This window comes from Komagataeibacter swingsii, assembly GCF_003207895.1.
In the GTDB taxonomy this organism is placed as follows: domain Bacteria; phylum Pseudomonadota; class Alphaproteobacteria; order Acetobacterales; family Acetobacteraceae; genus Komagataeibacter; species Komagataeibacter swingsii.
Genome location: NZ_NKUB01000001.1, coordinates 188,272 through 211,945, shown reverse-complemented (window position 1 = coordinate 211,945; position 23,674 = coordinate 188,272). Strand labels below are relative to the sequence as shown.

General features: G+C 66.0%; 21 protein-coding genes. 10 read left to right on the top strand and 11 right to left on the bottom strand.

Features of this window, described 5'->3' with window-relative positions; all coding sequences use genetic code 11:
* Nucleotides 1-46: 46 nt before the first annotated feature.
* Genes CFR76_RS00980 through CFR76_RS00970 form a run of 3 tightly spaced genes read right to left on the bottom strand, consistent with a single transcriptional unit; the run spans nt 47 to nt 2,903 of the window.
* Entirely contained in the window at nt 47-898 is an 852-nt protein-coding gene (locus CFR76_RS00980; RefSeq protein WP_110555410.1) for an aldo/keto reductase, read from the bottom strand.
* A 49-nt stretch (nt 899-947) separates the two neighbouring features.
* Entirely contained in the window at nt 948-1,394 is a 447-nt protein-coding gene (locus CFR76_RS00975; RefSeq protein ID WP_110555543.1) for a DNA polymerase III subunit chi, read from the bottom strand.
* Nucleotides 1,395-1,436: 42 nt separating this feature from the next.
* Nucleotides 1,437-2,903, bottom strand: coding sequence for a leucyl aminopeptidase (locus CFR76_RS00970; RefSeq protein WP_208623905.1), 1,467 nt, complete (start codon nt 2,901-2,903; stop codon nt 1,437-1,439).
* Between the two features lie 152 nt (nt 2,904-3,055).
* Between CFR76_RS00970 and cysQ the strand changes: the two genes are divergently transcribed.
* From cysQ to rsmA, 9 genes are all read left to right on the top strand, one after another.
* Nucleotides 3,056-3,841: a 3'(2'),5'-bisphosphate nucleotidase CysQ gene (cysQ, locus tag CFR76_RS00965; protein WP_110555408.1), complete on the top strand. Its 786-nt coding sequence runs from the start codon at nt 3,056-3,058 to the stop codon at nt 3,839-3,841.
* Nucleotides 3,842-3,850: 9 nt separating this feature from the next.
* The gene (locus CFR76_RS00960) at nt 3,851-4,825 is read left to right on the top strand and encodes an L-threonylcarbamoyladenylate synthase (RefSeq protein WP_110555407.1); all 975 of its coding nucleotides are present in this window, start codon (nt 3,851-3,853) and stop codon (nt 4,823-4,825) included.
* A 38-nt stretch (nt 4,826-4,863) separates the two neighbouring features.
* On the top strand, nt 4,864-5,493 hold the full coding sequence (locus tag CFR76_RS00955; RefSeq protein WP_110555406.1) for a hypothetical protein: 630 nt from the start codon (nt 4,864-4,866) through the stop codon (nt 5,491-5,493).
* The gene (locus tag CFR76_RS00950) at nt 5,490-6,947 is read left to right on the top strand and encodes an FAD-binding oxidoreductase (RefSeq protein ID WP_110555405.1); all 1,458 of its coding nucleotides are present in this window, start codon (nt 5,490-5,492) and stop codon (nt 6,945-6,947) included. The genes CFR76_RS00955 and CFR76_RS00950 overlap by 4 nt, the downstream gene beginning before the upstream one ends.
* 100 nt (nt 6,948-7,047) lie before the next feature.
* Nucleotides 7,048-8,214: an LPS export ABC transporter permease LptF gene (gene lptF, locus CFR76_RS00945; RefSeq protein ID WP_025439014.1), complete on the top strand. Its 1,167-nt coding sequence runs from the start codon at nt 7,048-7,050 to the stop codon at nt 8,212-8,214.
* Nucleotides 8,211-9,326, top strand: coding sequence for an LPS export ABC transporter permease LptG (gene lptG / locus CFR76_RS00940; protein ID WP_110555404.1), 1,116 nt, complete (start codon nt 8,211-8,213; stop codon nt 9,324-9,326). The genes lptF and lptG overlap by 4 nt, the downstream gene beginning before the upstream one ends.
* On the top strand, nt 9,326-11,725 hold the full coding sequence (locus tag CFR76_RS00935) for an LPS-assembly protein LptD (RefSeq protein WP_110555403.1): 2,400 nt from the start codon (nt 9,326-9,328) through the stop codon (nt 11,723-11,725). Before lptG ends, CFR76_RS00935 begins: the two co-directional genes overlap by 1 nt.
* Entirely contained in the window at nt 11,718-13,127 is a 1,410-nt protein-coding gene (locus CFR76_RS00930) for a peptidylprolyl isomerase (RefSeq protein ID WP_110555402.1), read from the top strand. Before CFR76_RS00935 ends, CFR76_RS00930 begins: the two co-directional genes overlap by 8 nt.
* A 7-nt stretch (nt 13,128-13,134) precedes the next feature.
* Nucleotides 13,135-13,986, top strand: a complete 852-nt coding sequence (rsmA, locus tag CFR76_RS00925) for a 16S rRNA (adenine(1518)-N(6)/adenine(1519)-N(6))-dimethyltransferase RsmA (RefSeq protein ID WP_110555401.1) — start codon at nt 13,135-13,137, stop codon at nt 13,984-13,986.
* On the opposite strand, the gene CFR76_RS00920 is transcribed toward rsmA, so the two are convergent.
* The 8 genes from CFR76_RS00920 to CFR76_RS00885 all read right to left on the bottom strand — a co-directional run bounded on the left by CFR76_RS00920 (nt 13,956) and on the right by CFR76_RS00885 (nt 22,120).
* Nucleotides 13,956-15,206 carry an SAM-dependent methyltransferase gene (locus tag CFR76_RS00920; protein WP_110555400.1) on the bottom strand — a complete coding sequence of 417 codons (1,251 nt, stop codon included), beginning with the start codon at nt 15,204-15,206 and terminating at the stop codon, nt 13,956-13,958. The genes rsmA and CFR76_RS00920 overlap by 31 nt on opposite strands.
* A 141-nt stretch (nt 15,207-15,347) precedes the next feature.
* On the bottom strand, nt 15,348-15,938 hold the full coding sequence (gene rplI / locus CFR76_RS00915; protein ID WP_110555399.1) for a 50S ribosomal protein L9: 591 nt from the start codon (nt 15,936-15,938) through the stop codon (nt 15,348-15,350).
* Between the two features lie 13 nt (nt 15,939-15,951).
* Entirely contained in the window at nt 15,952-16,227 is a 276-nt protein-coding gene (gene rpsR, locus CFR76_RS00910; protein WP_007399693.1) for a 30S ribosomal protein S18, read from the bottom strand.
* A gap of 6 nt (nt 16,228-16,233) precedes the next feature.
* Nucleotides 16,234-16,719 carry a 30S ribosomal protein S6 gene (gene rpsF, locus CFR76_RS00905; protein WP_025439020.1) on the bottom strand — a complete coding sequence of 162 codons (486 nt, stop codon included), beginning with the start codon at nt 16,717-16,719 and terminating at the stop codon, nt 16,234-16,236.
* 332 nt (nt 16,720-17,051) lie between these two features.
* A complete protein-coding gene (locus CFR76_RS00900; RefSeq protein ID WP_110555398.1) occupies nt 17,052-17,654 on the bottom strand; it encodes a GNAT family N-acetyltransferase in 603 nt (200 codons plus the stop codon).
* Nucleotides 17,644-19,623, bottom strand: a complete 1,980-nt coding sequence (rpoD, locus tag CFR76_RS00895) for an RNA polymerase sigma factor RpoD (protein ID WP_110555397.1) — start codon at nt 19,621-19,623, stop codon at nt 17,644-17,646. The genes CFR76_RS00900 and rpoD overlap by 11 nt, the downstream gene beginning before the upstream one ends.
* A 218-nt stretch (nt 19,624-19,841) precedes the next feature.
* Complete coding sequence (gene dnaG / locus CFR76_RS00890; protein WP_110555396.1) at nt 19,842-21,641, bottom strand: DNA primase; 1,800 nt, start codon at nt 21,639-21,641, stop codon at nt 19,842-19,844.
* Nucleotides 21,642-21,661: 20 nt separating this feature from the next.
* Nucleotides 21,662-22,120 (bottom strand): GatB/YqeY domain-containing protein, encoded by a 459-nt coding sequence (locus CFR76_RS00885; protein ID WP_110555395.1) that lies wholly within the window; start codon nt 22,118-22,120, stop codon nt 21,662-21,664.
* A gap of 153 nt (nt 22,121-22,273) precedes the next feature.
* Here CFR76_RS00885 and carA point away from each other — a divergent pair, with 153 nt between their 5' ends.
* Complete coding sequence (gene carA, locus CFR76_RS00880; protein ID WP_110555394.1) at nt 22,274-23,671, top strand: glutamine-hydrolyzing carbamoyl-phosphate synthase small subunit; 1,398 nt, start codon at nt 22,274-22,276, stop codon at nt 23,669-23,671.
* Nucleotides 23,672-23,674: the final 3 nt, after the last annotated feature.

Below are 23,674 nucleotides of genomic sequence, written 5' to 3'. Positions count from 1 at the left end.
GATGACAGCCCTCCCGCATGCCGCCCGGGAAGTAAGGCCGGGCGGGTCAGATCATGGCCAGCGGCTCCCTGCGGCGCGGCGGCGCTATGGCTTCATCAATCTGCGCCAGATCATCGCGCGTCAAGGTGATCTGGGTCGCGGCGAAGTTTTCATGCTGGTGGCGCGGGCTGCCCGCCTTGGGAATGGCCAGCACGTTTTCCTGCCGCAGCACCCACGCCAGCGCGACCTGCGCTGGCGTGGCAGGCCCGAGGGATGTCGCATGCCGCCGCGCGATACGTTCCAGCACCGGCGCGCGCAGCAGGTCGCCCCCCTGCCCCAGCGGGGAATAGGCCATGGTCACGACGCCCGCATCGCGGTCACGCCGCAGCAGGTCGAATTCCACCCCGCGGTAATCAAGGCTGTACAGCACCTGGTTGGCCGCGCAGGGCGTGCTGGCGGGTATGCTTTCGACCTCACGCATGCCATCGGCGTCGAAGTTGGACACACCCCAGCTCCGGATCATGCCCGCATCAATCAGGTCATCGAATCCGGCCAGCGTTTCCTCCAGCGGCACGCTGCCGGGCCAGTGCAGCAGGTAGAGGTCCAGATGATCGGTGCCCAGCCGCTTCAGTGACGCGGCACAGGCCTTGCGCACCCCATCGCGCGATGCGTTGGAAGGCACGACCTTGCTGACAAGGAACACGTCATCACGTCGTCCCCTGATCGCCTCGCCCACCAGTTTTTCGGAACGGCCGGAGCCATACATTTCCGCCGTGTCCACCACGCGGATACCCGCGTCGAGACCCGCATGGATGCTTTTGATTTCATCCGCGCGGCGGCTGTCGCTGTCCCCCATGTTCCACGTGCCCATGCCCAGCGCGGGCACCGTGGCGCCATTGGGGAAAGTAACCGTCTTCATTACGCAACCTGCCTTTCGTCCATCCCGTCACCACCGTACGCGGTGGTGACTATTTGCGACGCGCCCAGCCCTTGGGCTGCTGTTGCCAGTAGCTCAGCTCATGCCCGCCCCCGCGCCATGCCACCCAGCGCCTGCGGGCGGCCGCGACGGCGGCTTCATCATGGCCGTCAAACAGGTCGAACACCCGTTCGAAAGGGGAAAGGTCGGGCGCTTCCACCCCGTCAAGCAGGAAGGCGAAAGTCGCGCCATTGGGCACGTCCCCGCCCTCCGTCAGCCAGATCGGCTGCCACGGCCCATGCCCCATGGCCTGCGTGCCATGGGGAAGCCAGAGCGGGTCGGTCGCCCGCCACAGCCCTTCATCAAGCTCCCGCACCCGTTCCGCTGTGGCGCAGCGGACCACCGCCCGCTTTCCCGCCGCAAGCGTACGGCCCAGCAGCGCGGGCAGGACCGCCAGCGCCGGTGAGCGCGTCAGGTGATAGAAGCCGATCTGCGCCATGGAGTTCCCCATTCCGATCCGGCCTGCCGCGCGGGGCAGGCATTACCCTTCGTAATACGTGCCGACCATGCGATCGAGCAGGCGGACGCCAAAGCCGGTCGCCCCCTTGGGCGCGTGCGATGTCGGCTTGGACGTGAACGCCGTGCCCGCGATGTCCAGATGCGCCCACGGCACATCGTTCACGAAGCATTCAAGGAACTTGGCCGCCGTGATCGACCCGCCGGGGCGTCCGCCGATGTTCTTGAGGTCGGCGACGTCCGAACGCAGCAGTTCAAGGTAGGCGGCGTCCATGGGCATGCGCCACAGCTTCTCGCCCGTCTTTTCCCCCGTGGCCGACAGGTGGCCCGCCAGTTCGTCGCTGTTGGAGAACAGGCCCGCGCGCTCGATGCCCAGGCTGACCACGATCGCCCCGGTCAGGGTGGCGAGGTTGACCATGAAGCGCGGCTTGAAACGGTCCTGCGTGTACCACAGCACGTCCGCCAGTACCAGGCGGCCTTCGGCATCGGTGTTCAGCACCTCGACCGTCTGGCCCGCCGCCGTGCGCACCACGTCGCCCGGACGCTGCGCATTGCCCGACAGCATGTTTTCCACCAGCCCCACGACGCCTATGGCGTTCACCTTCGCCTTGCGCCCCGCCAGCGCGGCCATGGTGCCGACCACGGCGGCGGCGCCGGCCATGTCGGTCTTCATTTCGTCCATGCCGGCGGCGGGCTTGATCGAGATGCCGCCCGAATCAAAGGTCACGCCCTTGCCGACGAAGGCCACCGGGGCCTCACCCTGCGCACCGCCATTCCAGCGCATGATGACCGTGCGCGGCGGCGCGTCGCTGCCCTGCGCCACACCCAGCAGCGCGCCAAAACCCAGCCGGTGCATGGCGTCGCGGTCCAGTACCTCGACCTCGATCCCAAGGTCGCGCAGGGCAAGGATGCGCTGCTCGAATTCAGGCGGGCGCAGCATGTTCGCGGGTTCGGAGACAAGGTCACGGCACAGGCACACGCCGCGCGCCACCGCCGCAAGCGGCTGCCATGCGGTGGCGGCATGCGCCGGGTCGGCACAGGCCACGGTCACGTTCGCCAGCGGTCCCGCATCGCCCTTGCGTGGCTGGGTGCGGTACAGATCGAAACGGTAGCTGCCCAGCACGACGCCCAGCGCCACATGGGCCGCAAGGTCGGGGGCGACCGTATCCGCCACGACCACGCCGGCCGTGCCCGCATCGGACAGGGCGCGGGCCGCCGCGACACCAGCCTGCTCGGCCACGGTGGCATCCAGCGCGTCCGCCTTGCCCAGCCCCACCAGGATCACGCGGTCATAGCCCCCGCCGGGGGCAAGCACAACGCAGGTCCTGGCGGCGTCGAAGCCGAATTTCGCGGCCTTTGCCGCGCGGGTCAGCGCGCCGCCCACCGCCGCGTCCACCGCGGCGAAAGCCCCCGCGGGCGTGCCGGGGGCGGCAAGGACGGCAATGGCGCCGCTGGTGGGCAGGCTTGCATCGGAAAAGGCGATATCGAGCATAGGGGTCACGGTGCTCCGCTACGAATGTGTTGGGCAGGCAGGATAAATTCCCGTGCCAGCACGCCGCGCCCCGGGCCGGTGCAGCCCCGTCCGGGGGCATCGGCACCGATAAGGGCATGACGGCGCGCCGCGAGTAAGCTAATGCGAACAGCATGAATACGCCATCCATGCCAGCATATGAGGACGGATTCCTTCTGGATCTGGCCCTGCGCCTTGCCGATGAGGCCGCCGAACTGATCCGCGCCATCCGCGCGCGCGGGTTCGCGACCAAGGTCAAGACCGACAGTTCCCCCGTGACCGAAGCCGACCACGCGGCGGAAAAACACATCCTTGCGGGGCTGCGCGCCCATGCCCCCGCCATTCCCGTCGTGGCGGAGGAGGAAGTCGCCGCCGGCATCATGACCGATACCGGGCGCGCGTTCTGGCTGGTGGACCCGCTGGATGGCACGCGGGAATTCGCCGCCGGGCGCGATGACTTCACCGTCAATATCGGCCTTGTGCGCGATGGCCGCCCGGTGCTGGGGGCGGTGGCGCTGCCCGCCTACCACCAGCTTTATGGCGCGGGTGCCGGGCGCGGGGCGTTCCGCATCGACGCCAATGGCACGCAGGCCATCCATGTCCGCACGCCACCGGCGCAAGGGCTGACCGTGCTGGCGTCGCGCCATTACGCCGATGACCCGCGCCTGAAGGAATTCCTGGGCGGGCATACCATCGCCCATCTGGGCAATATCGGCTCGGCTGCCAAGTTCATCCGCGTGGCCGAGGGGCTGGCCGACCTCTATCCCCGCCTCGGCACCACCATGGAATGGGACACCGCCGCCCCGCAGGCCGTTGTCGAGGCCGCTGGCGGCTCCATCACCACGCCCGATGGCAGGGTGCTGGGCTATGGCAAGCCGGGCTTTCGCAACCCGCATTTCCTGTGTCGCGGCGCGGCCTGACCCGGGGCCATGCACACGCGCCTGTTGCACAATGACCCGCAGGGGATCGCCACCGCCGCCGCGATACTGCGCGCGGGCGGGCTGGTCGCCTTCGGGACGGAAACGGTTTACGGCCTTGGGGCGGATGCGGGCAATGACGCCGCCGTCGCCGCCATCTACACCGCCAAGGGACGGCCGGGCATCAACCCGCTGATCAGCCATTTCGCCAGTGCGGCGGCCGCTTTCGCGCAGGTGGAGGCCACGCCGCTGGCCCGCAGGCTGGCCGGGCGGTTCTGGCCCGGCCCGCTGACCATGGTGCTGCCGCGCGCCGCGCGGTGCGGCCTTTCCCCCATCGCGACCGCGGGCCTGCCCACCGCCGCCGTGCGGGTCCCGGCGGGGGCTGCCACGCAGGCGCTGCTGGCGGCGTGCGGGTTTCCGGTCGTGGCCCCCTCGGCCAACCCGTCGGGCCGGGTCAGCCCGTCCGACGCGCGGCATGTGCTGGCGGGACTGGATGGCCGTATTGACGCCGTCCTTGACTGCGGGCCGTGCCGCATTGGCGTGGAAAGCACGATCATCGACCTCAGCAGCGGCACGCCCGTCCTGCTGCGCCCCGGCGGCATCACGCTGGAAGCGCTGGAGGCGGCCTGTGGCATGACGCTGGCCCTGCCCGCCCGCAGCAATGACGCGCGCCCCAGCGCCCCCGGCCAGCTTTCATCGCATTACGCGCCCGGCCTGCCCGTACGGCTGGGGGCAAGGACGGTCGAACCCGACGAGGCCCTGCTGGCATTCGGCCCGCCCCTGCCCGGTGCCGGGCTGGTGTGGAACCTGAGTGACACGGGTGATTTGCACGAAGCGGCAGCGCGCCTCTTCGCGGGGCTGCGGTTTCTTGATATGGAGGGTCACCGCCGGGGACTGGTCAGGATTGCGGTGCAGCCTGTGCCCGGTCATGGGCTGGGGCGCGCGATCCGTGACCGCCTGATCCGTGCGGCCAGCCCGCGAGCCTAATAGTTTCAACTGCATGATCCGACCCCGGTGCCCCTGAAATGAGCGACACAATCGACCCCAAGGAACTGAAAATCCTTTCGGATATCCTTGCACTCGTACTGGAAGACCATGCAGGCCAGTCGGAAAACGCGCTGGCCGCCATCCGCACGCGGGCGAAAAAGAACCAGGTGACCGGCGGCGCGCTGAAAAACCTGTTCGCCGCCATCGCCCCCAATCCGCCGCCAAAGGCGGCGCCAAAGCCCCGCGCGCCCCGCGCCACGAAGGCGAGCGCGGCGGCCGCGAAAGAGATTCAGGAGTCGCACCAGCGCATTTCCCAACTGACGGAAAGCATCCGCCGGCTGGACACGGAAATACGCGACCTGAAGGTGAATAACGAGGCGCTGATGGCGGAACTGAACCAGACGCGGCAGGCCCGTGCCGAAACGCAGGCCGCCCTGTCATCGGCCGTGCAGTCGTACCGCCCCTCCCCGCCACGCCGTTCGGGCGGCCTGCTGGTGGCGGCGGCGGTGGGTGCGCTCACCGGCTTCGCCCTGGCCGAAACGTGGCACCTGTTCATGTCCGGCAGCCCCGCGCAGGCCAGCGCCACCTATCCGCCGGTCCATCATCAGGGGCAGGCCTGGCTCATGCCGCCCCCCCATCCCCTTCTTGCAGGAAACACGCCGTCATGACCGTCTCCCCCCCCACCGCGCCGGCACGGCAGGACCTGATTGCCGGTTTTACCGACATGCTGGGGCCGGTGGGCGTGATTACGGGTGAAACCGATACCGCATCCTACTGCACCGACTGGCGCAACCTGTACCATGGCCGCGCGCTGGCGGTGCTGCGTCCCGCCAGCACGGAAGAACTGTCACGACTTGTGCGGTTCTGTAACGAACATGACGTGCCCATGGTGCCGCAGGGCGGCAACACCAGCATGGTGGGGGGCGCGACACCCGATGGCAGCGGGCGTGAGGTCGTCATCTGCCTGTCGCGCATGAACCGTATCCGCAACATCGACCCCCATGACCTGACCATGGAAATCGAGGCGGGCGTCACGCTGAAGGCGGCGCAGGACGCGGCCAGGGATGCCGGGTTCATGCTGCCGCTGTCCATCTCGTCCGAAGGCTCGGCGCAGATTGGCGGCGTGCTGGCGACCAACGCGGGCGGCAACAACACCCTGCGTTACGGCAATGCGCGCGAACTGGTGCTGGGGCTGGAAGCGGTCATGCCCGATGGCGGGGTGTTCCATGGCCTGCGCCGCCTGCGCAAGGACAATACGGGCTACGCGCTGCGCCAGCTCCTGATCGGGTCCGAGGGCACGCTGGGGTTCATCACCACGGCCATCGTGCAGCTTCATCCGCAGCCGCGCGCGATCGAGGCCGCGCTGTGCGCCGTGGACGACGCGCAGGCCGCGCTGAAGCTGCTGGGCCTTCTGCGCGCGCGCGACCCGGCGCTGCTGCAGGCGTTCGAGTTCATGTCCGGCACCGGCATGGACATGGTGATCGACCTGATCCCCGGCGTGAGCCTGCCGCTGGGCGAACGCGCGCCGGCCTACGTGCTGCTGGAACTGGCCACCCCGCGCCCCGATGCCGACCTGCGCGAATACGCCGAGGACGTGCTGGGGGACGCGCTGGAGGAAGGCATCATCACCGACGCCGTCATTGCCGAAAGCGAGGGCCAGCGCGCGGGCCTGTGGAAACTGCGCGAGGAACATGCCGAAGCCCAGCGCCGCGCGGGGGCGAGCGTCAAGAACGACGTGTCGGTGCCCGTGACCCACGTGCCCGAACTGATCGCGCGCGCGACCGCCGCGTGCGAAAAGCTGATCCCGGGCATCCGCCCCGCGCCGTTCGGCCACATGGGCGATGGCAACATCCACTTCAACCTGGTCCAGCCCGAAGGCATGGCGCCGGACGCCTTCCTGGCCCGCAGCCATGACATCATGGATACGGTGGCGGCGATCGTGAAGGACCTGGACGGGTCGTTCTCGGCCGAGCACGGGGTGGGGCAGCTCAAGCCCTACATGATGCCGTCATGGCGCGGGGGCGCGGAACTGGCGGCCATGCGCCACATCAAGGCCGCCCTTGACCCGAAAAACCTCATGAACCCCGGCAAGGTCCTGCCGCCCGTAACACCGGGGACATGAGGCCGCCGCCATCCGCACGGCCGGCTGAAGGCCGGGGCCAACCCCAATGCATGAAGGCATCACCCCTTTTGCACCGGCGGGAACAGGGGTAGACAGGGACATGCCCGCCGTCCGCCCCGTCCCTGACCGCCTTGCGCCGCGCCTGTCGATTCTGGACAGCTACATGCTGCGCCAGCTCCTGCTGGCGCTGGTGGCGACGACGGGCGCGCTGGTGACGCTGATCTGGCTGACCCAGTCCCTGCACTTCGTATCGCTGGTGGTGGGGCGCGGGCTGTCGCTGCGCGTATTCCTGGAACTGACCAGCCTGCTGATCCCCTCCTTCATCGCGGTCATCCTGCCCATCACCACCTTCGTGGTGGTGCAGTTCATCTACCAGCGCCTTGGCGCCGACCGGGAACTGACGGTCATGCAGGCGGCCGGGCTGTCGCCGGCCATGATGGCGCGGCCGGGGCTGGCCTGCGCCGCCATCGCGACGGCGGCGTGCCTGGTGCTGAATGTCTGGATCGTGCCGGTTTCGTACCATGCCTTCCGCCAGTTCGAATTCCAGATCCGCAACCGCATGGCCGCCTTCCTGGTGCAGGACGGGGTATTCACGCAGGTATCGGACAGCATGACCGTGTACATCCGCGCGCGCGACAAGGACGGCACGCTGCACGGCATCATGGTGGAAGACGACCGCACCCCCGGCGCGGAAGCCACCATACTGGCGGAGGAAGGCAACCTGGTCATCGTCAATGACCAGCCGCGCGTGGTGCTGTTCAACGGGTCGCGGCAGGAAATCGACAGCCATACCGGACGGCTGAACGTGCTGACCTTCACCCGCAACACGATCGACCTGTCCAGCCCGCACACCGCGCATACACGCCTGCCCGACGCCAACGAACTGCCGATCTCGCAACTGCTGCACCCGGACATGCGGCTGTATTCGCGCCGGGATGAAAGCAAGATGTTCATCGAGGCGTGGCGCCGGCTCAGCACCCCCTTCTGCGCCTTTTCCTTTGCCATGATCGGGCTGGTGGGGGCGATGGGCGGCAGCCATTCCCGGCAGGCCGGAATCCTGCGTCCGGTGCTGGCCATACTGGCCGTGGTCGCGGCGCAGGCGCTGACGCTGCTGGTGCAGAACCTTGCATCGCGCAACCTGCAGCTCATGCCGCTCATGTGGGTGTGCACGATCGGGCCGGGCGTGATCTGCGCGGCCATCCTGTTCTGGCCGGAACTGCGGGCCGACCGTGAAGCCCGGGCGGTCGCGGGCGGCACGCGCCCATGAAGCCTGCCTTCACGCTGTCGCTGTACATCGCCCGGCAGTTCACCTACGCCACGCTGTCGGTGATCGCCTTCCTGACCGGGCTGATCACCATGTTCGACTTCATCGACCTGCTGCGCCGGGTGTCCACGCGGCCCAATGTCCCGACCTCACTGGTCAGCGGGATCGCGGTCCTGCACATCCCCTTCGCCTGCCTTGAAATCCTGCCCTTCGGCATCCTGCTGGGCGGGATCATATGTTTCTGGCGGCTGGCGCGGTCATCGGAACTGGTGGTGGCCCGGGCGGCGGGCATTTCGGCATGGCAGTTCCTGGCGGGGCCGGTCATCTGCGCCATGCTGATCGGGACGGTGGCCACCACCTGCATCTCCCCCCTTTCGTCGGTCATGTACCGGCGGGCGGAAATGCTGGACCGCCAGTACCTGCGCGACAGCAATGGCAAGTCGCTCAACCTGAGCGGGGGCACGCTATGGCTGCGGCAGGGGGATAACGGGCTGGTGGACCATGGGGTGGACATCATCCATGCGCGCCATGTCAGGCTGACGGGCAGCGTGCTGCACATCCGCGGCATCACCATTTTCCGGCTTGGCCCGGATGACAGCCTGCTGACCCGCATCGAAGCCGACAGCGGCTACCTGGGCAAGGAGCGCTGGGTGCTGGCTGGCGCGCGCCAGCTACGCCCCGATGAACTGCCCGTCGACATGGGCGAAATGACGCTTCATGCCGACCTGACGCTGGCGGGGGTGGAGGAAAGCTTCGCCTCCCCCGATACATTGTCGGTCTGGGCGCTGCCGGGCTTCATCCGGCAACTGAAACGCTCGGGCTTTTCCACCATCCGCCACCGGCTGCATTTCCAGACCCTGCTGACGCTGCCGGTGCTGTCGGGCACCATGGCGCTGGTGGCGGCGGGGTTTTCCATGCGGCCCGCGCGGCGGGGCGGGGTCATACGCATGATCAGCTTCGGGGTCGCGGCCGGTTTCGCGCTGTTCGCACTGTCGAAAATCGCCGCCCAGTTTGGCGAAACGGGCACATTGCCGCCCCTTCTTGCCGCATGGGCCCCCACCGGGGCGGGGCTTTGTCTTGCAGTCACGCTGCTTCTTCATCTAGAGGACGGTTAATGGACCGTCCCACCCCCTTCACGCGCGCGCCGTCACCGCCACGGCTTTCTGCCGTCCTGCGGCGGTTCCCGCGCGGGTTGCTGCTTTCGGCCACCATGCTGGGGGGAATGATATGCGCGCCGGCACCCGGCGGCGCGCATGCGGATACGCCACCCGACGGCCCCAGGCGCAGCACGCCCATCCATGCCCCCAAGAGCCAGCCACAGGCGCCCGTCACCTTTTCCGGCACGGTTTCCAATACCGACCCGATGACATTCCAAGCCGACCATGTCGCCTATGACAGCCGCAACGGTATCGCGACATGGACCGGGAATGTCCAGCTATGGCAGAATGACCAGATCATGCGCGCCGACAAGGTGGTGTATGACCGCAATACCGGCATCGCCTCGGCCCGGGGCAACGTGGCCATGGTGGAACCCGACGGCACGGTGCTGTTTACCGAATATGCCGAGCTGAGCAACGGCATGCGCGACGGCATCATGACCCGCCTGTATGTCCGCATGCAGGACAATGCGCGCATGGCGGCGAACGGCATGCGCCGCACGGGTGCGAAGGTCAACGACCTGACGCGCGTGGTCTATACGGCGTGCGAGATATGCGCCCGCCACCCCGAACGCGCGCCGTTCTGGCAGTTGCGCGCCTATGACGCCACGCATGACATGCAGCACAAGCGGCTGGAATTCCGCGATGCGTTCGTGGACTTTTTCGGGGTGCCGATTTTCTACCTGCCCGCGTTCTCCATGACCGACCCGTCGGTCCGGCGGCAGAGCGGCTTCCTGACCCCCGGCTTCACCCCGCATGACCGTTACCTGGGCACCTATGTCACCATTCCCTATTACTGGGTCATAGACCGGCAGTCGGATGTTACGCTGCAGGGCCTGTTCTCCACCCGCACGGGACCCGAGCTTACGGCGAACTACCGCCGTTATTTCAGCAATGCACGCCTGAACCTGACCGGCGGCATCGCGTACGATACCCATCGTGATACCGATTACGTCAACACCTTCGGGCAGGAGGTGGACAGTTCGAACAACCACGGCATGCAGGGCTATATCTTCGCCAACGGCCAGATCTCGATCAACAGGACGTGGCGGGCGGGCGCGAACATACGCTGGGCCAGTTCGCCCAACTTCATGCGTGACTACCGCGTCAGCGGATATGGGCAGGATACGCTCAATTCCAACGTCTACCTGGAAGGGTTCGGTACGGGATCGTATTCGCGCCTTGATGCCGAAGGCTACCAGGGCATGAACCAGGGCATCATCCACAACCAGGACCTGCCATGGGTGCTGCCACGCTACACCTACAGCTATTTTGGCCAGCCGGATTCACTGGGGGGGCGGTTCAGCCTCGATACGACGGATTTCTACGTCTATCGTGAAAACGGGACTTCGGACCAGCGCGGCCAGCTTTCGCTCAACTGGGACCGGCCGTTCCACAACTCGCTGGGACAGATCTGGAACCTCACACTGCATGTTGAATCGGCCATCCACCGCGCGACCGAACTCAACCAGCAGCCCAACTACGCCCACACCACCCGCGCGCAGGTGGAGGGGCAGGTCCTGCCCACCGTGGGCCTGAAGATGAACTGGCCCTTCCTGCGCAGCTTCAACCACAACACCGGCACCCAGATCCTTGAACCCATCGTGCAGTTCCTGGCCGCCCCCAACACGGGCAACAGCACGTCGCGCAACATTCCCAACGAAGACAGCCTGTCCTATGAATTCACGGATTCCACGCTGTTCTCGCTCAACCGCTATGCCGGCACGGACCGGCTGGATGGCGGCCTGCGCGCCAATGTCGGGCTGCATAACAACTGGACATGGAACGGCCACCAGGTTGACGTGCTGATCGGTGAAAGCTTCCAGGAACATATCGACCACAACCGCATCCCCTATTCCGGGCTGGGCCACCACCTGTCGGACGTGGTGATGGGCACGCACATCATACCCAACCAGTTCTTTGATTTTGACGGCAAGATGCGGCTTGACCCCTATGGCGGCAAGGTTGACTTCGCCGACGCGCTGGGCAGCGCGGGCTTCAGCCATTTCCGCGTCACGGGCGGCTACCTGTTCGAGCCGGTCACGCCCTATTATTATTACGCCCAGCGTCCCTACGCCCAGGCGGCGCCCGACATCTATTACAAGCCCGTCAGCGAACTGACGGTGGGCGCTGCCTCCAACTGGGACAACTGGCACATCGCCGCCTACCTGCGCCGCAGCCTGTCGCGCAAGGAAAGTGTCGCGGTGGGCGGCGACGCCGGGTACCAGAATGACTGTTTCGGGCTGGATGTGATGTATCTCAAGCAATACACTACGATTGGTGGCCAACAGAGCAATTCAACCGTAATGTTCTCCCTTACGTTCAAAACCATCGGTACATTTGGTATCAATGGCTGACCTGATGCGCGAAAGACCGAGCTGGATGTCCTTCTTCCCCACCGCCCGTGGCGCTGTTTCCCTCCCCGCATCACGGCGGGGCCGTATGGGCCGCACCCTCGCGGCGACCCTGCTGGCATGCGTGGCGCTGGCGGGCCATGAACAGGCGGCCAGCGCCCGCACGGCCCGCGCCATTGCCCAGCAGGCGCAGGCGGCGGAAGACCAGGACGCCATCATCGCCACCGTGAATGGCGCGGTGCTGACCAAGCGCGATGTCGATACGCGCGGGCGGCTGTTCGCCCTGTCATCGGGGCTGGATGTCAGCGACGACGTGATGCAGCGGCTGCGCCCGCAGATCGTGCGGCAGCTGATAGATGAAAAACTGCGCATGCAGGAAATGCTCGACCGCCACATCAACGTGCCGATCCAGCAGATCGGGGACGCCATAGCCGGCATCGAGCAGCGTAACGGCATGCCCCAGAACGCCCTACGCAACAAGCTGGCGGAAGACGGCGTATCGCTGACCACGCTGATCGACCAGATCCGCGTGCAGATCGGCTGGTCGCAGGTGCTGCGTCAGGAAACGGCCGAACATGGCCGCATCACCGCATCCGAGATCGAGCAGCGCATGGCCGCGCTGAAGCGCGAGGATGGCAAGCCCGAATACATGATCAGCGAGATTTTCGTGCCGGTGGAAGACCCCCGCCACACGGAAAACGAACTGAAATTCACCGAAACCATCATCCAGGAACTGCGTGAGGGCGCGCCCTTCCCCATTGTCGCCGCCCAGTTCTCGCAGGGGCAGAGCGCGCTGGATGGCGGCATGATGGGCTGGATGCAGGAAGACGGGCTGGACCCGCAGGTGGTGGACGTGGCGCGCAAGATGCCTGACGGCGCCATTTCCAACCCCATCCGCGTCGCGGGTGGCTATGTCATCGCCACCATCGCCGAACGGCGGACGGTCGGCCACCAGATGACCACCATCCTGACCATACGGCAGGTCTTCTTCCCCTTCGACACGCCCCTGGACCCGGAAAACCCGACCGACCAGCAGAAAGCGACCCTGGACACCGCCACGGCCTTTACCAACGAAGCCAAGAGCTGTGACCAGATGGAAGCCGAGAACAAGAAACTGGGGGAAAAGCACCCCAGCGATCCCGGTGAACTCATGCTGAATCGCCTCAATCCCCAGATGCGCGAAATCCTTGAGCCGCTTGGCCCGGGCAAGACCAGCAAGCCCCTGGTTTCGAGCGAAGGCATCCTGGTGCTGATGGTCTGCACCCGTGAAGAGCGCAACATCGCCATCCAGACCCCCAGCCAGATTGCCGACCACCTGATGAACGAACGCGTGGAACAGACATCGCGGCAACTGAACCGTGACCTGCAGCGCCGCGCGATCATCGACATGCGCTCCAAGACCTGACCGGGCCATGACCATGACCGGACGCCCGGCGGGGCTGGAGCCGCTGCGCGAGACCATCGCGCGGCACGGGCTGGACGCACGCAAGGCGCTGGGGCAGCACTTCCTGCTGGACCCGGCGATTACGGCGCGTATCGCAGCACTGGCGGGGGACCTTGCGGGCCAGCACGTGGTGGAAGTCGGCCCTGGCCCCGGCGGCCTGACCCGCGCGCTGCTGGACACTGATGCCGCCAGCATTGTCGCGGTGGAGGTGGACACGCGGGCGGTTGCCGTCATTACGGAACTGGCCGCCCTGGCGCCCGGTCGCCTGCGCATCATCGAAGCCGACGCCATGCGGTGCGACCTGGCCACGCTATGCCCCGCCCCGCGGCAGATCATCGCCAACCTGCCCTATAATGTCGGCACGCCGCTGCTGGTGGGCTGGCTGCGGCAGGCGGCGGCATGGTCGCGGCTGACATTGATGTTCCAGCTTGAAGTGGCCGAACGCATCTGCGCTGGCCCCGGTTCGGCGCATTACGGCAGGCTGGGCGTGCTGGCGCAGTGGACATGCCGCTGCGGCGTGCAGATGCATATCCCCCCCGGCGCGTTTTCCCCGCCACCCAAGGTCCATTCCGCCGTGGTCGGGCTGATCCCGCATGCGCGACAGCCCGATGCGGCCGTTTTCCGCGCCATGGAACAGGTGACGGCCGCCGCCTTCGGCCAGCGGCGCAAGATGCTGCGCGGGGCGCTGAAATCCATTGGCGGCGAAGCCCTGCTGGCTGAAGCGGGCATCGATGGCAGCCGCCGGGCCGAAACGCTGGACATTGCCGAATTCGACCGCCTGGCCCGCCTTCATGCCCGCAGGGCCGCGATACTGTCCTGACCATTCTGCATGGTCCCCGGCTGCGCGGCATACATGTAATCGCGCGACAGCGGCACGGCATCGATTTCACGCACCAGCTGCAACTGGAAATTCAGGTGTCCCTGCACGCGGAAGGCCAGTTCGGACACCACAAGGTAGAATTCGAACATGCGGCAGAAGCGTTCATCATACAGCCGCGCGACCTGCTGGCGCCGTGCCGCGAAACGGCTGCGCCAGTGGGCGATGGTGCGCGCGTAGTGCAGGCGCCAGATCTCGCAATCCGTCAGCCATAGCCCGGCGCGTTCCACGGCGCTGACGGCTTCACTGACCGCCGGGGAATAGCCGCCGGGAAAGATGTAGCGGTCGATCCACGGGTTGGTCACGCCCGGCCCCTCCCTGCGGCCGATGGAATGCAGCACCATCACGCCATGGGGGTTCAGCGCCGCGCGCATGGTGGCGAAAAACGCCGGGTAATGGGCCACGCCCACATGTTCGAACATGCCGATGGAAATGATCCGGTCGTACTGCCGGCTCACGGCGCGGTAATCCAGCAGTTCAAAGCGCACGCGTCCGTCCAGACCCGCCGCCCGTGCGCGCTGGCAGGCAATATGCAACTGTTCCACCGACAGGGTAATGCCCGTGACCTGCGCGCCGTAATCGCGCGCCAGCGTCAGGGCCATGCCGCCCCAGCCACAGCCCACGTCCAGAACGCTCATGCCGGGATGCGACAGGTGCAGCTTGGCCGCCAGATGGTGTTTCTTGGCCGCCTGCGCCTGTGCCAGCGTTTCATGGCCCGTGGGGAAATAACCGCACGAATACTGCATGTCCCCGTCAAGGAAGTGACGGTACAGCCTGCTGTCCAGATCATAATGATGCGCCACGTTACGCCGCGCGCGCCGCAGGGTGTTATGTTGCAGCCATCTCCGCGCGACATAGCGCAGGGAGCCAAATATTCGCTCCCCCGCGGGGCTGCGCCGCATGACGTTCAGCATGAGCACATGCAGCAGGTCATACAGCGTGCAGCCCACCGGCCGCAGCGTGCCCGCCATATAGGCTTCCCCCACCTTCAGCGCGGGATCAAGCAGCAGGGCACGCACCGTTTCCCCATCCGCGATCCACATGCCCGCCTGTGGCCCGGGACCGCCCACATAGACGCGCCGGTCGCCACCGGGGTAATGGACATCCAGCCGCCCCAGGGTAATGAAATGCATAAAGGCCCGGTCCAGCAATACAGGTGCCATTGGCCTGCCCCCTTCATGCATATGCGCCCGGCAACAAGCCCCATGCGCCTGCCCCGCAAACGGCAAAAGCCCGGAAGAGTTTCCTCTTCCGGGCTTTCGTAACCGGCCAGACGCCCCGGACGGGGCGACAGGTCAGGTCAATCAGACGGCCGGGGTTTCCTCGACGGCGGTTTCTTCCGAAACCTCGCCTTCGGTTACCGCGCCTTCTTCGGCCAGGACCTGTTCATCTTCCTGATCGACGCCGATTTCCTCGCCACGTGCCTGACGTTCCGCTTCTTCTTCCGAACGGGCAACGTTGACGGTGACCTGCATGGTCACTTCCGGGTGCAGGGCGACGCTGACTTCATACAGGCCAAGCTGCTTGATCGGCTCGGGCAGGATGACCTGGTTGCGGTCGATGGTCAGGCCGGCCTTGGTCGCGGCTTCCGCGATGTCACGGGTCGTGACGGAGCCATACAGGCTGCCGCTGTCGCCAGCCTGACGGATCAGGATGACGGACAGGCCGTGCATCCGCTCGGACAGGCGCTCGGCCTCCTCACGGTTCTTGAGGTTCTGGGCCTCAAGCTGTGCACGTTCACGTTCGAAACGTTCGCGGTTATGTGCGTTTGCGCGGATCGCCTTGCCCTGGGGCAGCAGGAAGTTGCGGGCATAGCCCGGCTTCACGCTCACGATCTCGCCCATCTGGCCCAGCTTCTCGACGCGCTGGAGCAGGATGAGTTCTACTGCGGACATGGTTAAGCCTCCCTCAGCTTACAATGTAGGGCAGCAGGGCCAGGAAACGCGCGCGCTTGATGGCCTGGGCCAGTTCACGCTGCTTCTTGGCGGACACTGCCGTGATGCGGCTGGGGACGATCTTGCCACGCTCGGACAGGAAGCGGCTCAGCAGGCGCACGTCCTTGTAGTCGATCTTCGGCGCGTTGGGGCCGGAGAACGGGCAGGACTTGCGACGACGGTAGAACGGACGGCGCGCGCCAACCGCAACGCGGCGGGCGGCGGGATTGATCTCGGTTGATTCGGACATCAGCTCTTACTCCGCTTCGGCGCTGGCAGTGGCGTTGGCGCGCTGCTGTTCTTCACGCTCGTTACGGGCGCGGAACTCCTCGCGGTCATCGAAATTACGGCGCGTGCCGCGACCGCTTTCAAAACGGCCAGCGGGCTTGGGACCACGGAAGCCACGCTCGCGCTCGTCGCCCTTGCGCGACAGGATGACCGACGGTGCGTCGTCAATCTCGTCCACACGCAGGGTCAGCACGCGCAGAACGTCTTCGTTCAGGCTGAGCTGGCGCTCGATTTCCTTGATCGCGGCGGAAGAACCATCCAGGCCCAGAAGCATGTAATGCCCCTTGCGGTTCTTCTTGATACGGTAGGCCAGCGTGCGCAGGCCCCAGTATTCACGCTTCTTGACGGAACCGGATTCGGCTTCCAGATAGGTGGCGATGCCATCAGCAATGGCTTCGACCTGCTGCTGCGACACGTCATTACGTGCAATCAGCACGGTTTCATACAACGGCATTGGGACTCCCTTCGGATCACTTCAACCCCCGCATGGACGGACACGGTCCGCCATGTTGCCACCAGGGCACGGGTATAGCCGGGCGCGATGCCACGCACCCGGCAGGGAAGAGGCGGTTTGAAACACAAACCAGGCCGACAGACAAGGAAAAAGTCAGGCAACGGACCTTTTAACCGGCTCCAGCCCCGTAAAGACTGGCATGGCCGGACATCCTGCGCGCGGTCATGGCGGAAGCCGGTCCCGACCCTGACCGGTTCCCGCGGCACATCAGGCATGCGGCCCGGCCCACGCGGGGGGGAGCCGCCAGCCCCCGCTCCACTGCCGTCCTTCCTTCAGTCCAGACGCAGGCGTTCTGGCACCTTCAGCCCCAGCGTGTCGGGAATGGTCCAGATTTCATGAATGGTCCGCACCTTGCGGAAACCGGCCCGCTGGTAATTGGGCAGCGCGCGCGGATGGTCGGCCGAACATGTGTTGACCCGCAGCACCGCCGGATTCATCGCCCATGCCCGCGCCACCATCTGGTGCAGGAAAACCTGCCCGACCCCACGGCCGATCCATGCGGGCAACAGCCCGAAATAGGCGATGTTGATATCGGGGGCATACCGGCTGTCGAGTTCACAGAACCCCGCGGGCACGTCGCCCTCATACAGCACGTGCACGCCAATGCCGGGACTGGACAGCAGGCCCGCAAGCTCGCTGTCGGGCATGACCCGGCGCAGCCACCAGCAGTAATCAGCCCCCACGGCGTCATACAGGCCACGATACCACGCAACACCGGGGCGGAAGGTCTGCCGGATACTGTAGCCATGTGGCAGGGCTGGCGGGATGCCGGGGGGCGCGCGGTCCATGCACAGGAACGTCACATCCACCCCGACCCGTGTTCCATCATCGCCCGGTCCGTCACGGTCGGCCGGGCATGGAACCTCAGTTATCATCAAGGAAGGAACGCAGCTTGCGGCTCCGGCTGGGGTGCTTGAGCTTGCGCAGGGCCTTGGCCTCGATCTGGCGGATACGTTCACGCGTCACGTTGAACTGCTGGCCCACTTCCTCCAGCGTGTGGTCGGTGTTCATGCCGATGCCAAAGCGCATGCGCAGCACACGCTCCTCACGCGGGGTGAGCGAGGACAGAACCCGCGTCGTGGCCTCACGCAGGTTGGTCTGGATCGCGGCATCCAGCGGGATGACGGCGGCCTTGTCCTCGATGAAGTCGCCAAGGTGGCTGTCTTCCTCATCCCCGATCGGGGTTTCGAGCGAGATCGGCTCCTTGGCGATCTTGAGTACCTTGCGCACCTTTTCCAGCGGCATGCCCAGCTTTTCGGCCAGTTCCTCCGGCGCGGGTTCACGCCCGATCTCATGCAGCATCTGGCGCGAGGTGCGGACCAGCTTGTTGATCGTCTCGATCATGTGGACCGGGATACGGATGGTGCGCGCCTGGTCCGCGATGGAACGCGTGATGGCCTGGCGTATCCACCACGTGGCGTAGGTCGAGAACTTGTAGCCACGGCGGTATTCGAATTTGTCCACCGCCTTCATCAGGCCGATATTGCCTTCCTGGATCAGGTCGAGGAACTGCAGGCCACGATTGGTGTATTTCTTGGCGATCGAGATCACGAGGCGCAGGTTGGCCTCGATCATTTCCTTCTTGGCGCGCGCCGAATCCCGCTCGCCGCGCGACACGGTGGCGTAGACACGGCGGAATTCACCCACCGGCAACCCGGTTTCCTGTGTCAGGTCGGCCACCTGGTTACGCAGGCGGATCACCGTCTCGCCATGCTTGGCGAGGAAGTTCTTCCACGACTTGGCCGGCAGGGTGGCGACCATGTCCATCCAGCCGGGGTCCAGTTCGCGGCCACGATATTTGATCAGGAAGTCATCACGCGACACGCGGGTGCTTTCCGCCAGCCGCAGCATGCGCCCCTCCAGCCCGTTCAGGCGCTGGAAGATTTCCTTCAGGTGCTCGACCAGCACCTCGATACGCGCATTGTGCAGGTGGACCTGCTGGACCTTGCCCACCAGTTCCATGCGCAGCTGTTCGTAGCGGCCTTCATCCTCGGCGGAGATTTCCTCACCCGCCGTGAATTTTTCCAGCCGCTCGGCCTGCACCTTGTGCAGGGCGGCGTACAGCGCCTCGACTTCCTCGAACTGTTCAAGGATTTCGGGCTTCAGCTTTTCCTCAAGCGCCGACAATGACAGGCCGGCCCCTTCGCCCTCGCTCTCACCTTCGCCCTCGGTTTCCTCGGCTTCCTCGTTTTCGGCGCCTTCGTTCTCGCCAAAGGCTTCCTCGCCTTCAGCCGCCTCGGCGGGGTCGTTGCCGCCGGACTGCATGGCCTCGAGGTCGACGATGTCACGCAGCAGCATTTCACCGGCCTTGAGCCGCTCGTGCCACGAAATGATGGCGCGGAAAGTCAGCGGGCTTTCGCACAGGCCACCAATCATCTCGTCCCGGCCGGCCTCGATGCGCTTGGCGATCGCGATCTCGCCTTCGCGCGACAGCAGTTCGACCGAACCCATTTCGCGCAGGTACATGCGCACCGGGTCATCGGTGCGGCCCAGGCTTTCGGTATCAACGTTACCGGCGGCGGGTTCCTCGCTCTCGCTTTCCTCCTCGGCGGTGTCGTCGTTCTTGGCTTCGGCCGCGGCCGGGGCTTCGGTTTCGTCGTTGTCCTCGTTCTCGACAACCTGCATGCCCATTTCCGACAGGGCCGCCATCACGTCCTCGATCTGCTCGGAGGACATCTGGTCCTGCGGCAGGACGGCATTGAGTTCGTCGAAAGTGATGTAACCGCGTTCCTTGCCGCGGGCGATCAGTTTCTTGACGGCGCCGGACCGGGTGTCCAGCAGGGTCGTATCGTTATCCTGATCCCCCGAAGCCGTGTCCGTACCCGTGGCTGTCTTTGTCGCCATGCCCGATCAATCCCTACCCAGCAAATCCGTTTACGCAAGCGCGCACACCCTGCCCGCGCATAGTGGCCGTTCCCCTTTCCGCCCGCCGGTATGTAGCGGGGCAGGATACGGCCAATCATACCGTTTTCATCTGCTTTTGTCTGGTGCAGGTGGTCGATAACATGGCCGAAGTCAAGGGTTGGCGCGGTTCATTTCATGCATTCGGTCAATTTTCCGCCTTATTCATCAAGGTCGGTCCCGCCCCGGCGCAGGGTATCCAGCGCCAGCAGGCGGGTGCGCAGGCTGGCCCATGCGGCCTCGTCCAGATCGCCGGTGCACATCCGTTCAGTATCGGCCCGAATTTCGGCGGCAAAACGTTCAACATTCAACAAAGCGTAAAAATGCCACCACTCATGCCGGGGGTCGGTGCCGAACAGGTCGTCATCCCCCTGCCCGCCCGCGCGCCGCCCGCGCACGGCCCGCACGCGCTGGCATACCTCATCCAGCCCCGCGGCGGACAGGCAGGCCGCCAGCTCATCGGGCGGGGGCAGTTCGCCACGGGCGGCATGCAGGTCCAGCAGGTCCTCGCGCAGGGTGGCAAGGTCGGCGGGCAGTTCAAGGCGGCAATAGGCGTCCTGCACCTCATCCAGCACGCCGGGCTGTTCGAGGATGATGGCGCTGAGGATGCACTGGCGCTGCAGGTCCGCATCCATCGTGGCCACGGGGGATGTGGCAATGGCGGCCTTTTTCACGCCGCCGCGCGCGCCATTGCGGCGGAAGGTCTGGAAAAAACTGTCCAGCAGGGTGGAGCGGTATTCGGACGCCAGCGCCTTGTCGGGGATCAGGCCCGCGACCGCCACCAGCCTGCGGCGCAGGGCGGCGCGCTGTTCGGGGCCGGGGTCGCGCACGCCCTCGCTCAGCAGGCCGAACAGGACTTCGCCCATCGGCCGGGCGCCCGCGACCAGGGCGGCCATGCCGGCAGGGCCATCGCGCCGCACCAGGCTGTCGGGGTCATCATTTTCGGGCAGGACGCAGAACCGCAGGCTATGGTCCATATTCAGCAGCGGCAGCGCGGTTTCCGCCGCCTTCACCGCCGCGCGCTGCCCCGCCGCGTCGCCATCGAAACACAGCACCGGCACCGGGGCGACCTGCCACAGGGCTTCAAGCTGCTCGGATGTCAGCGCCGTGCCAAGGGGGGCGACCGCGCCGCGAAAGCCCGCCTGATGCAGGGCGATCACGTCCATGTAGCCTTCCACCACCAGCAGGTCGGCCTCCGGCCCCGTGCCGCGCACGCCCTCACGCGCGCGGTCAAGGCCGAACAGCACCCGGCGCTTGGAAAAAATGGCGGTTTCCGGCCCGTTGAGGTATTTGGGCTGCCCATCGCCCAGTATGCGCCCGCCAAAGGACACCAGCCGCCCGCGCCGGTCCCGGATGGGGAAGGTCACGCGGTTGAAGAACAGTTCGCGCGATGGCGTGCCGTCCTCATCCGCGCGCATCACGCCTGCATCGCGCAGCATGGCGGGGGTGATGTCCAGCGCCGCCATCTCGGCCACCAGCCCGCCGCGCCCTTCCCCCGACCAGCCAAGGCCGAAGGACGCGATGGTTTCATCCGTCAGGCCGCGGCCGCGCAGGTAGGCCAGCCCCTCGCGCCCCTCCGGCTGGTACAGCCTGCGCTGCCACGATGCCTGCACCGCGTCCAGCACCTCGCCCAGCGTGCGGGCGCGTTCGGCCTGCTCGCGCTGGTTGCGGTCGGGCTTTGGCATTTCCATGCCGGCGGCGGTGGCCAGTTCCTCCACCGCTTCGGGAAAGGAACGCCCCTCGCTCTGCATCACAAACGTGATGACATCGCCATGCGCCTGGCAGCCGAAGCAGTGGTAATGGTCGTCATAGACATAGAATGATGGCGTCTTTTCCCCGTGGAAGGGGCAGCATGCCTTCCAGTTCCTTCCCGAACGCACCAGCTTCGTCCGCCGCCCGATAACGGGGGCGATGGGCGTGCGGGCACGCAGTTCATCAAGGAAAGCGGGGTCAAGCGCCATCGTGTCGTGTATCCCCTGCCTCAGGCGGCAAGGCGTGCGCGCACCACGGCGGAGGCGCGCGCGGGGTCAAGGGCCGCGCCAAACTGGTCCTTCAGCGCCGCCATGACCTTGCCCATGTCCTTCATGGATGTGGCGTCGGTGCGTTCGATGGCCTCGCGCACGGCGGCCTCGATGGTGGCGTCATCAAGGTCGGGCGGCAGGTAGCCGCGGATGATCGCGATTTCGGCGTTTTCCTTTTCCGCCAGTTCGGGGCGGCCACCCTTTTCGTACATGGAAGCCGATTCCGCGCGGGACTTGATCATGCCGCGCAGCATGGAAATCACGGCTTCATCGCTCACCTGGTCCTCCCCCTTGGCGCGACCGGCGATATCGACATCCTTCAGCTTTGCGGTGATCATGCGGATGGTGCCGACCTTTTCACTCTGGCCTGCCTTCATGGCTGCTTTCAGGTCATCCATGAAACGTGCGCGCAAGGACATGACTGTCAACTCCTCTGCCCGGCGGGCGGGGCGGGATGCCCCGTTCGTGCCGGGAATAATTTTCCCATCATCTCATTTCGCAGGTACGTGGGAATTTTCTTCCCAATTACCAGAGACGCTGTTAGGCAATACTCCCGGAAGGGACATCATCCAATGCCGATGACGATAGAAAACATTATCGAACGCCTTGGCGGCGCCGAACAGGCCGCCCGCCTGACAGGCGTCAGCACCGAGGCCATTCGCAAATGGCGGCAGGCCCGCGCCATTCCGCCCAAGCACTGGACCACCGTGCTGCGGGCCACCGGCCTGTCACTGTCCGACCTGCAACCCGACACAGAATCCGACCGACCGGAGCCCATGATGAGCACGTCAAACCCGATCGCACCGGCCGACAGGCCCAAAGCCGCGACCGCCGCCCTGATCCTGGCGGATGGCACCATTATGTGGGGCCGCGGATTCGGCGCGTACAGCACGGCGCGCGCGCTGGGCGAAATCTGTTTTTCGACCGGCATGACCGGCTACCAGGAAACGCTGACCGACCCGTCCTTCGCCGGGCAGATCATCACCTTCACCTTCCCCCATATCGGCAATACCGGCACTACGCCGGAGGATGATGAGGCCGCCCGCGTGCAGGCCCGCGCGCTGGTGGTCAAGGAAGACCTGACGGCGCCGGCCAACTGGCGTTCGACCGAATCGCTGGACGCATGGCTGAAGGCGCAGGGCATTCCGGGCATCTGCGGCATCGATACCCGCGCCATTACGCGCCGCATCCGTGAAGGCGGCCCGCAGACGGCCATCGTGGCCTATCCCGCCGATGGAAAATTCGACATTCCCGCCCTGCTGGCACAGACCCGCGCCTGGCCGGGGCTGGAGGGCATGGACCTTGCGGGCGAGGTCACCTGCCCCAGCCCCTATACATGGGCTGAAGGCGTATGGCAGTGGCCGCACGGCACCGCCCCCCTGCCTGCAAAGCGCCGCAAGGTGGTCGCGGTCGATTACGGGGCCAAGCGCAACATCCTGCGCTGCCTTGCCACGGCAGGCTGTGACGTGACCGTGGTGCCGGCTACGGCCACGGCGGAGGAGATCCTCGCCCTCGACCCCGCAGGCGTGTTCCTGTCCAACGGTCCGGGCGACCCGGCGGCGACGGCGAAATACGCGGTCCCGGCCATCAAGGGCGTGCTGGAAGCGGGCAAGCCGGTCTTCGGCATCTGCCTTGGGCACCAGCTTCTGGCGCTGGCGCTGGGGGCAAAGACCTACAAGCTGGCGCGCGGCCATCGTGGCGCCAACCAGCCGGTCAAGGACCTGGCGACGGGCAGGGTGGAAATCACCAGCCAGAACCATGGCTTCGCGGTGGATGACACATCCCTGCCCGCGGACGTGCGCACCACCCATACCAGCCTGTTTGACGGATCGAACGAAGGCATCGCGACCAGCCGGTACCCGGCATTTTCGGTGCAGTACCACCCCGAAGCCAGCCCCGGCCCGTCCGACAGCCACTACCTGTTCCGCCGTTTTGTCGACCTGATCGACACCACAACCAAGACCGCGTGAAAG

What these genes read in the sequence shown, in the direction of transcription:
- CFR76_RS00975 (WP_110555543.1), bottom strand. Translation starts at nt 1,394, where the DNA reads ATGGCGCAGATCGGCTTCTATCACCTGACGCGCTCACCGGCGCTGGCG.
- CFR76_RS00955 (WP_110555406.1), top strand. Translation starts at nt 4,864, where the DNA reads ATGAGCGACACAATCGACCCCAAGGAACTGAAAATCCTTTCGGATATC.
- rpoD (WP_110555397.1), bottom strand. Translation starts at nt 19,623, where the DNA reads ATGGCGACAAAGACAGCCACGGGTACGGACACGGCTTCGGGGGATCAG.
- lptG (WP_110555404.1), top strand. Translation starts at nt 8,211, where the DNA reads ATGAAGCCTGCCTTCACGCTGTCGCTGTACATCGCCCGGCAGTTCACC.
- CFR76_RS00885 (WP_110555395.1), bottom strand. Translation starts at nt 22,120, where the DNA reads ATGTCCTTGCGCGCACGTTTCATGGATGACCTGAAAGCAGCCATGAAG.
- rpsR (WP_007399693.1), bottom strand. Translation starts at nt 16,227, where the DNA reads ATGTCCGAATCAACCGAGATCAATCCCGCCGCCCGCCGCGTTGCGGTT.
- cysQ (WP_110555408.1), top strand. Translation starts at nt 3,056, where the DNA reads ATGAATACGCCATCCATGCCAGCATATGAGGACGGATTCCTTCTGGAT.
- dnaG (WP_110555396.1), bottom strand. Translation starts at nt 21,641, where the DNA reads ATGGCGCTTGACCCCGCTTTCCTTGATGAACTGCGTGCCCGCACGCCC.
- carA (WP_110555394.1), top strand. Translation starts at nt 22,274, where the DNA reads ATGCCGATGACGATAGAAAACATTATCGAACGCCTTGGCGGCGCCGAA.
- CFR76_RS00950 (WP_110555405.1), top strand. Translation starts at nt 5,490, where the DNA reads ATGACCGTCTCCCCCCCCACCGCGCCGGCACGGCAGGACCTGATTGCC.
- CFR76_RS00980 (WP_110555410.1), bottom strand. Translation starts at nt 898, where the DNA reads ATGAAGACGGTTACTTTCCCCAATGGCGCCACGGTGCCCGCGCTGGGC.
- CFR76_RS00970 (WP_208623905.1), bottom strand. Translation starts at nt 2,903, where the DNA reads ATGCTCGATATCGCCTTTTCCGATGCAAGCCTGCCCACCAGCGGCGCC.
- rsmA (WP_110555401.1), top strand. Translation starts at nt 13,135, where the DNA reads ATGACCATGACCGGACGCCCGGCGGGGCTGGAGCCGCTGCGCGAGACC.
- CFR76_RS00935 (WP_110555403.1), top strand. Translation starts at nt 9,326, where the DNA reads ATGGACCGTCCCACCCCCTTCACGCGCGCGCCGTCACCGCCACGGCTT.
- CFR76_RS00960 (WP_110555407.1), top strand. Translation starts at nt 3,851, where the DNA reads ATGCACACGCGCCTGTTGCACAATGACCCGCAGGGGATCGCCACCGCC.
- rplI (WP_110555399.1), bottom strand. Translation starts at nt 15,938, where the DNA reads ATGTCCGCAGTAGAACTCATCCTGCTCCAGCGCGTCGAGAAGCTGGGC.
- CFR76_RS00900 (WP_110555398.1), bottom strand. Translation starts at nt 17,654, where the DNA reads ATGATAACTGAGGTTCCATGCCCGGCCGACCGTGACGGACCGGGCGAT.
- lptF (WP_025439014.1), top strand. Translation starts at nt 7,048, where the DNA reads ATGCCCGCCGTCCGCCCCGTCCCTGACCGCCTTGCGCCGCGCCTGTCG.
- CFR76_RS00930 (WP_110555402.1), top strand. Translation starts at nt 11,718, where the DNA reads ATGGCTGACCTGATGCGCGAAAGACCGAGCTGGATGTCCTTCTTCCCC.
- rpsF (WP_025439020.1), bottom strand. Translation starts at nt 16,719, where the DNA reads ATGCCGTTGTATGAAACCGTGCTGATTGCACGTAATGACGTGTCGCAG.
- CFR76_RS00920 (WP_110555400.1), bottom strand. Translation starts at nt 15,206, where the DNA reads ATGGCACCTGTATTGCTGGACCGGGCCTTTATGCATTTCATTACCCTG.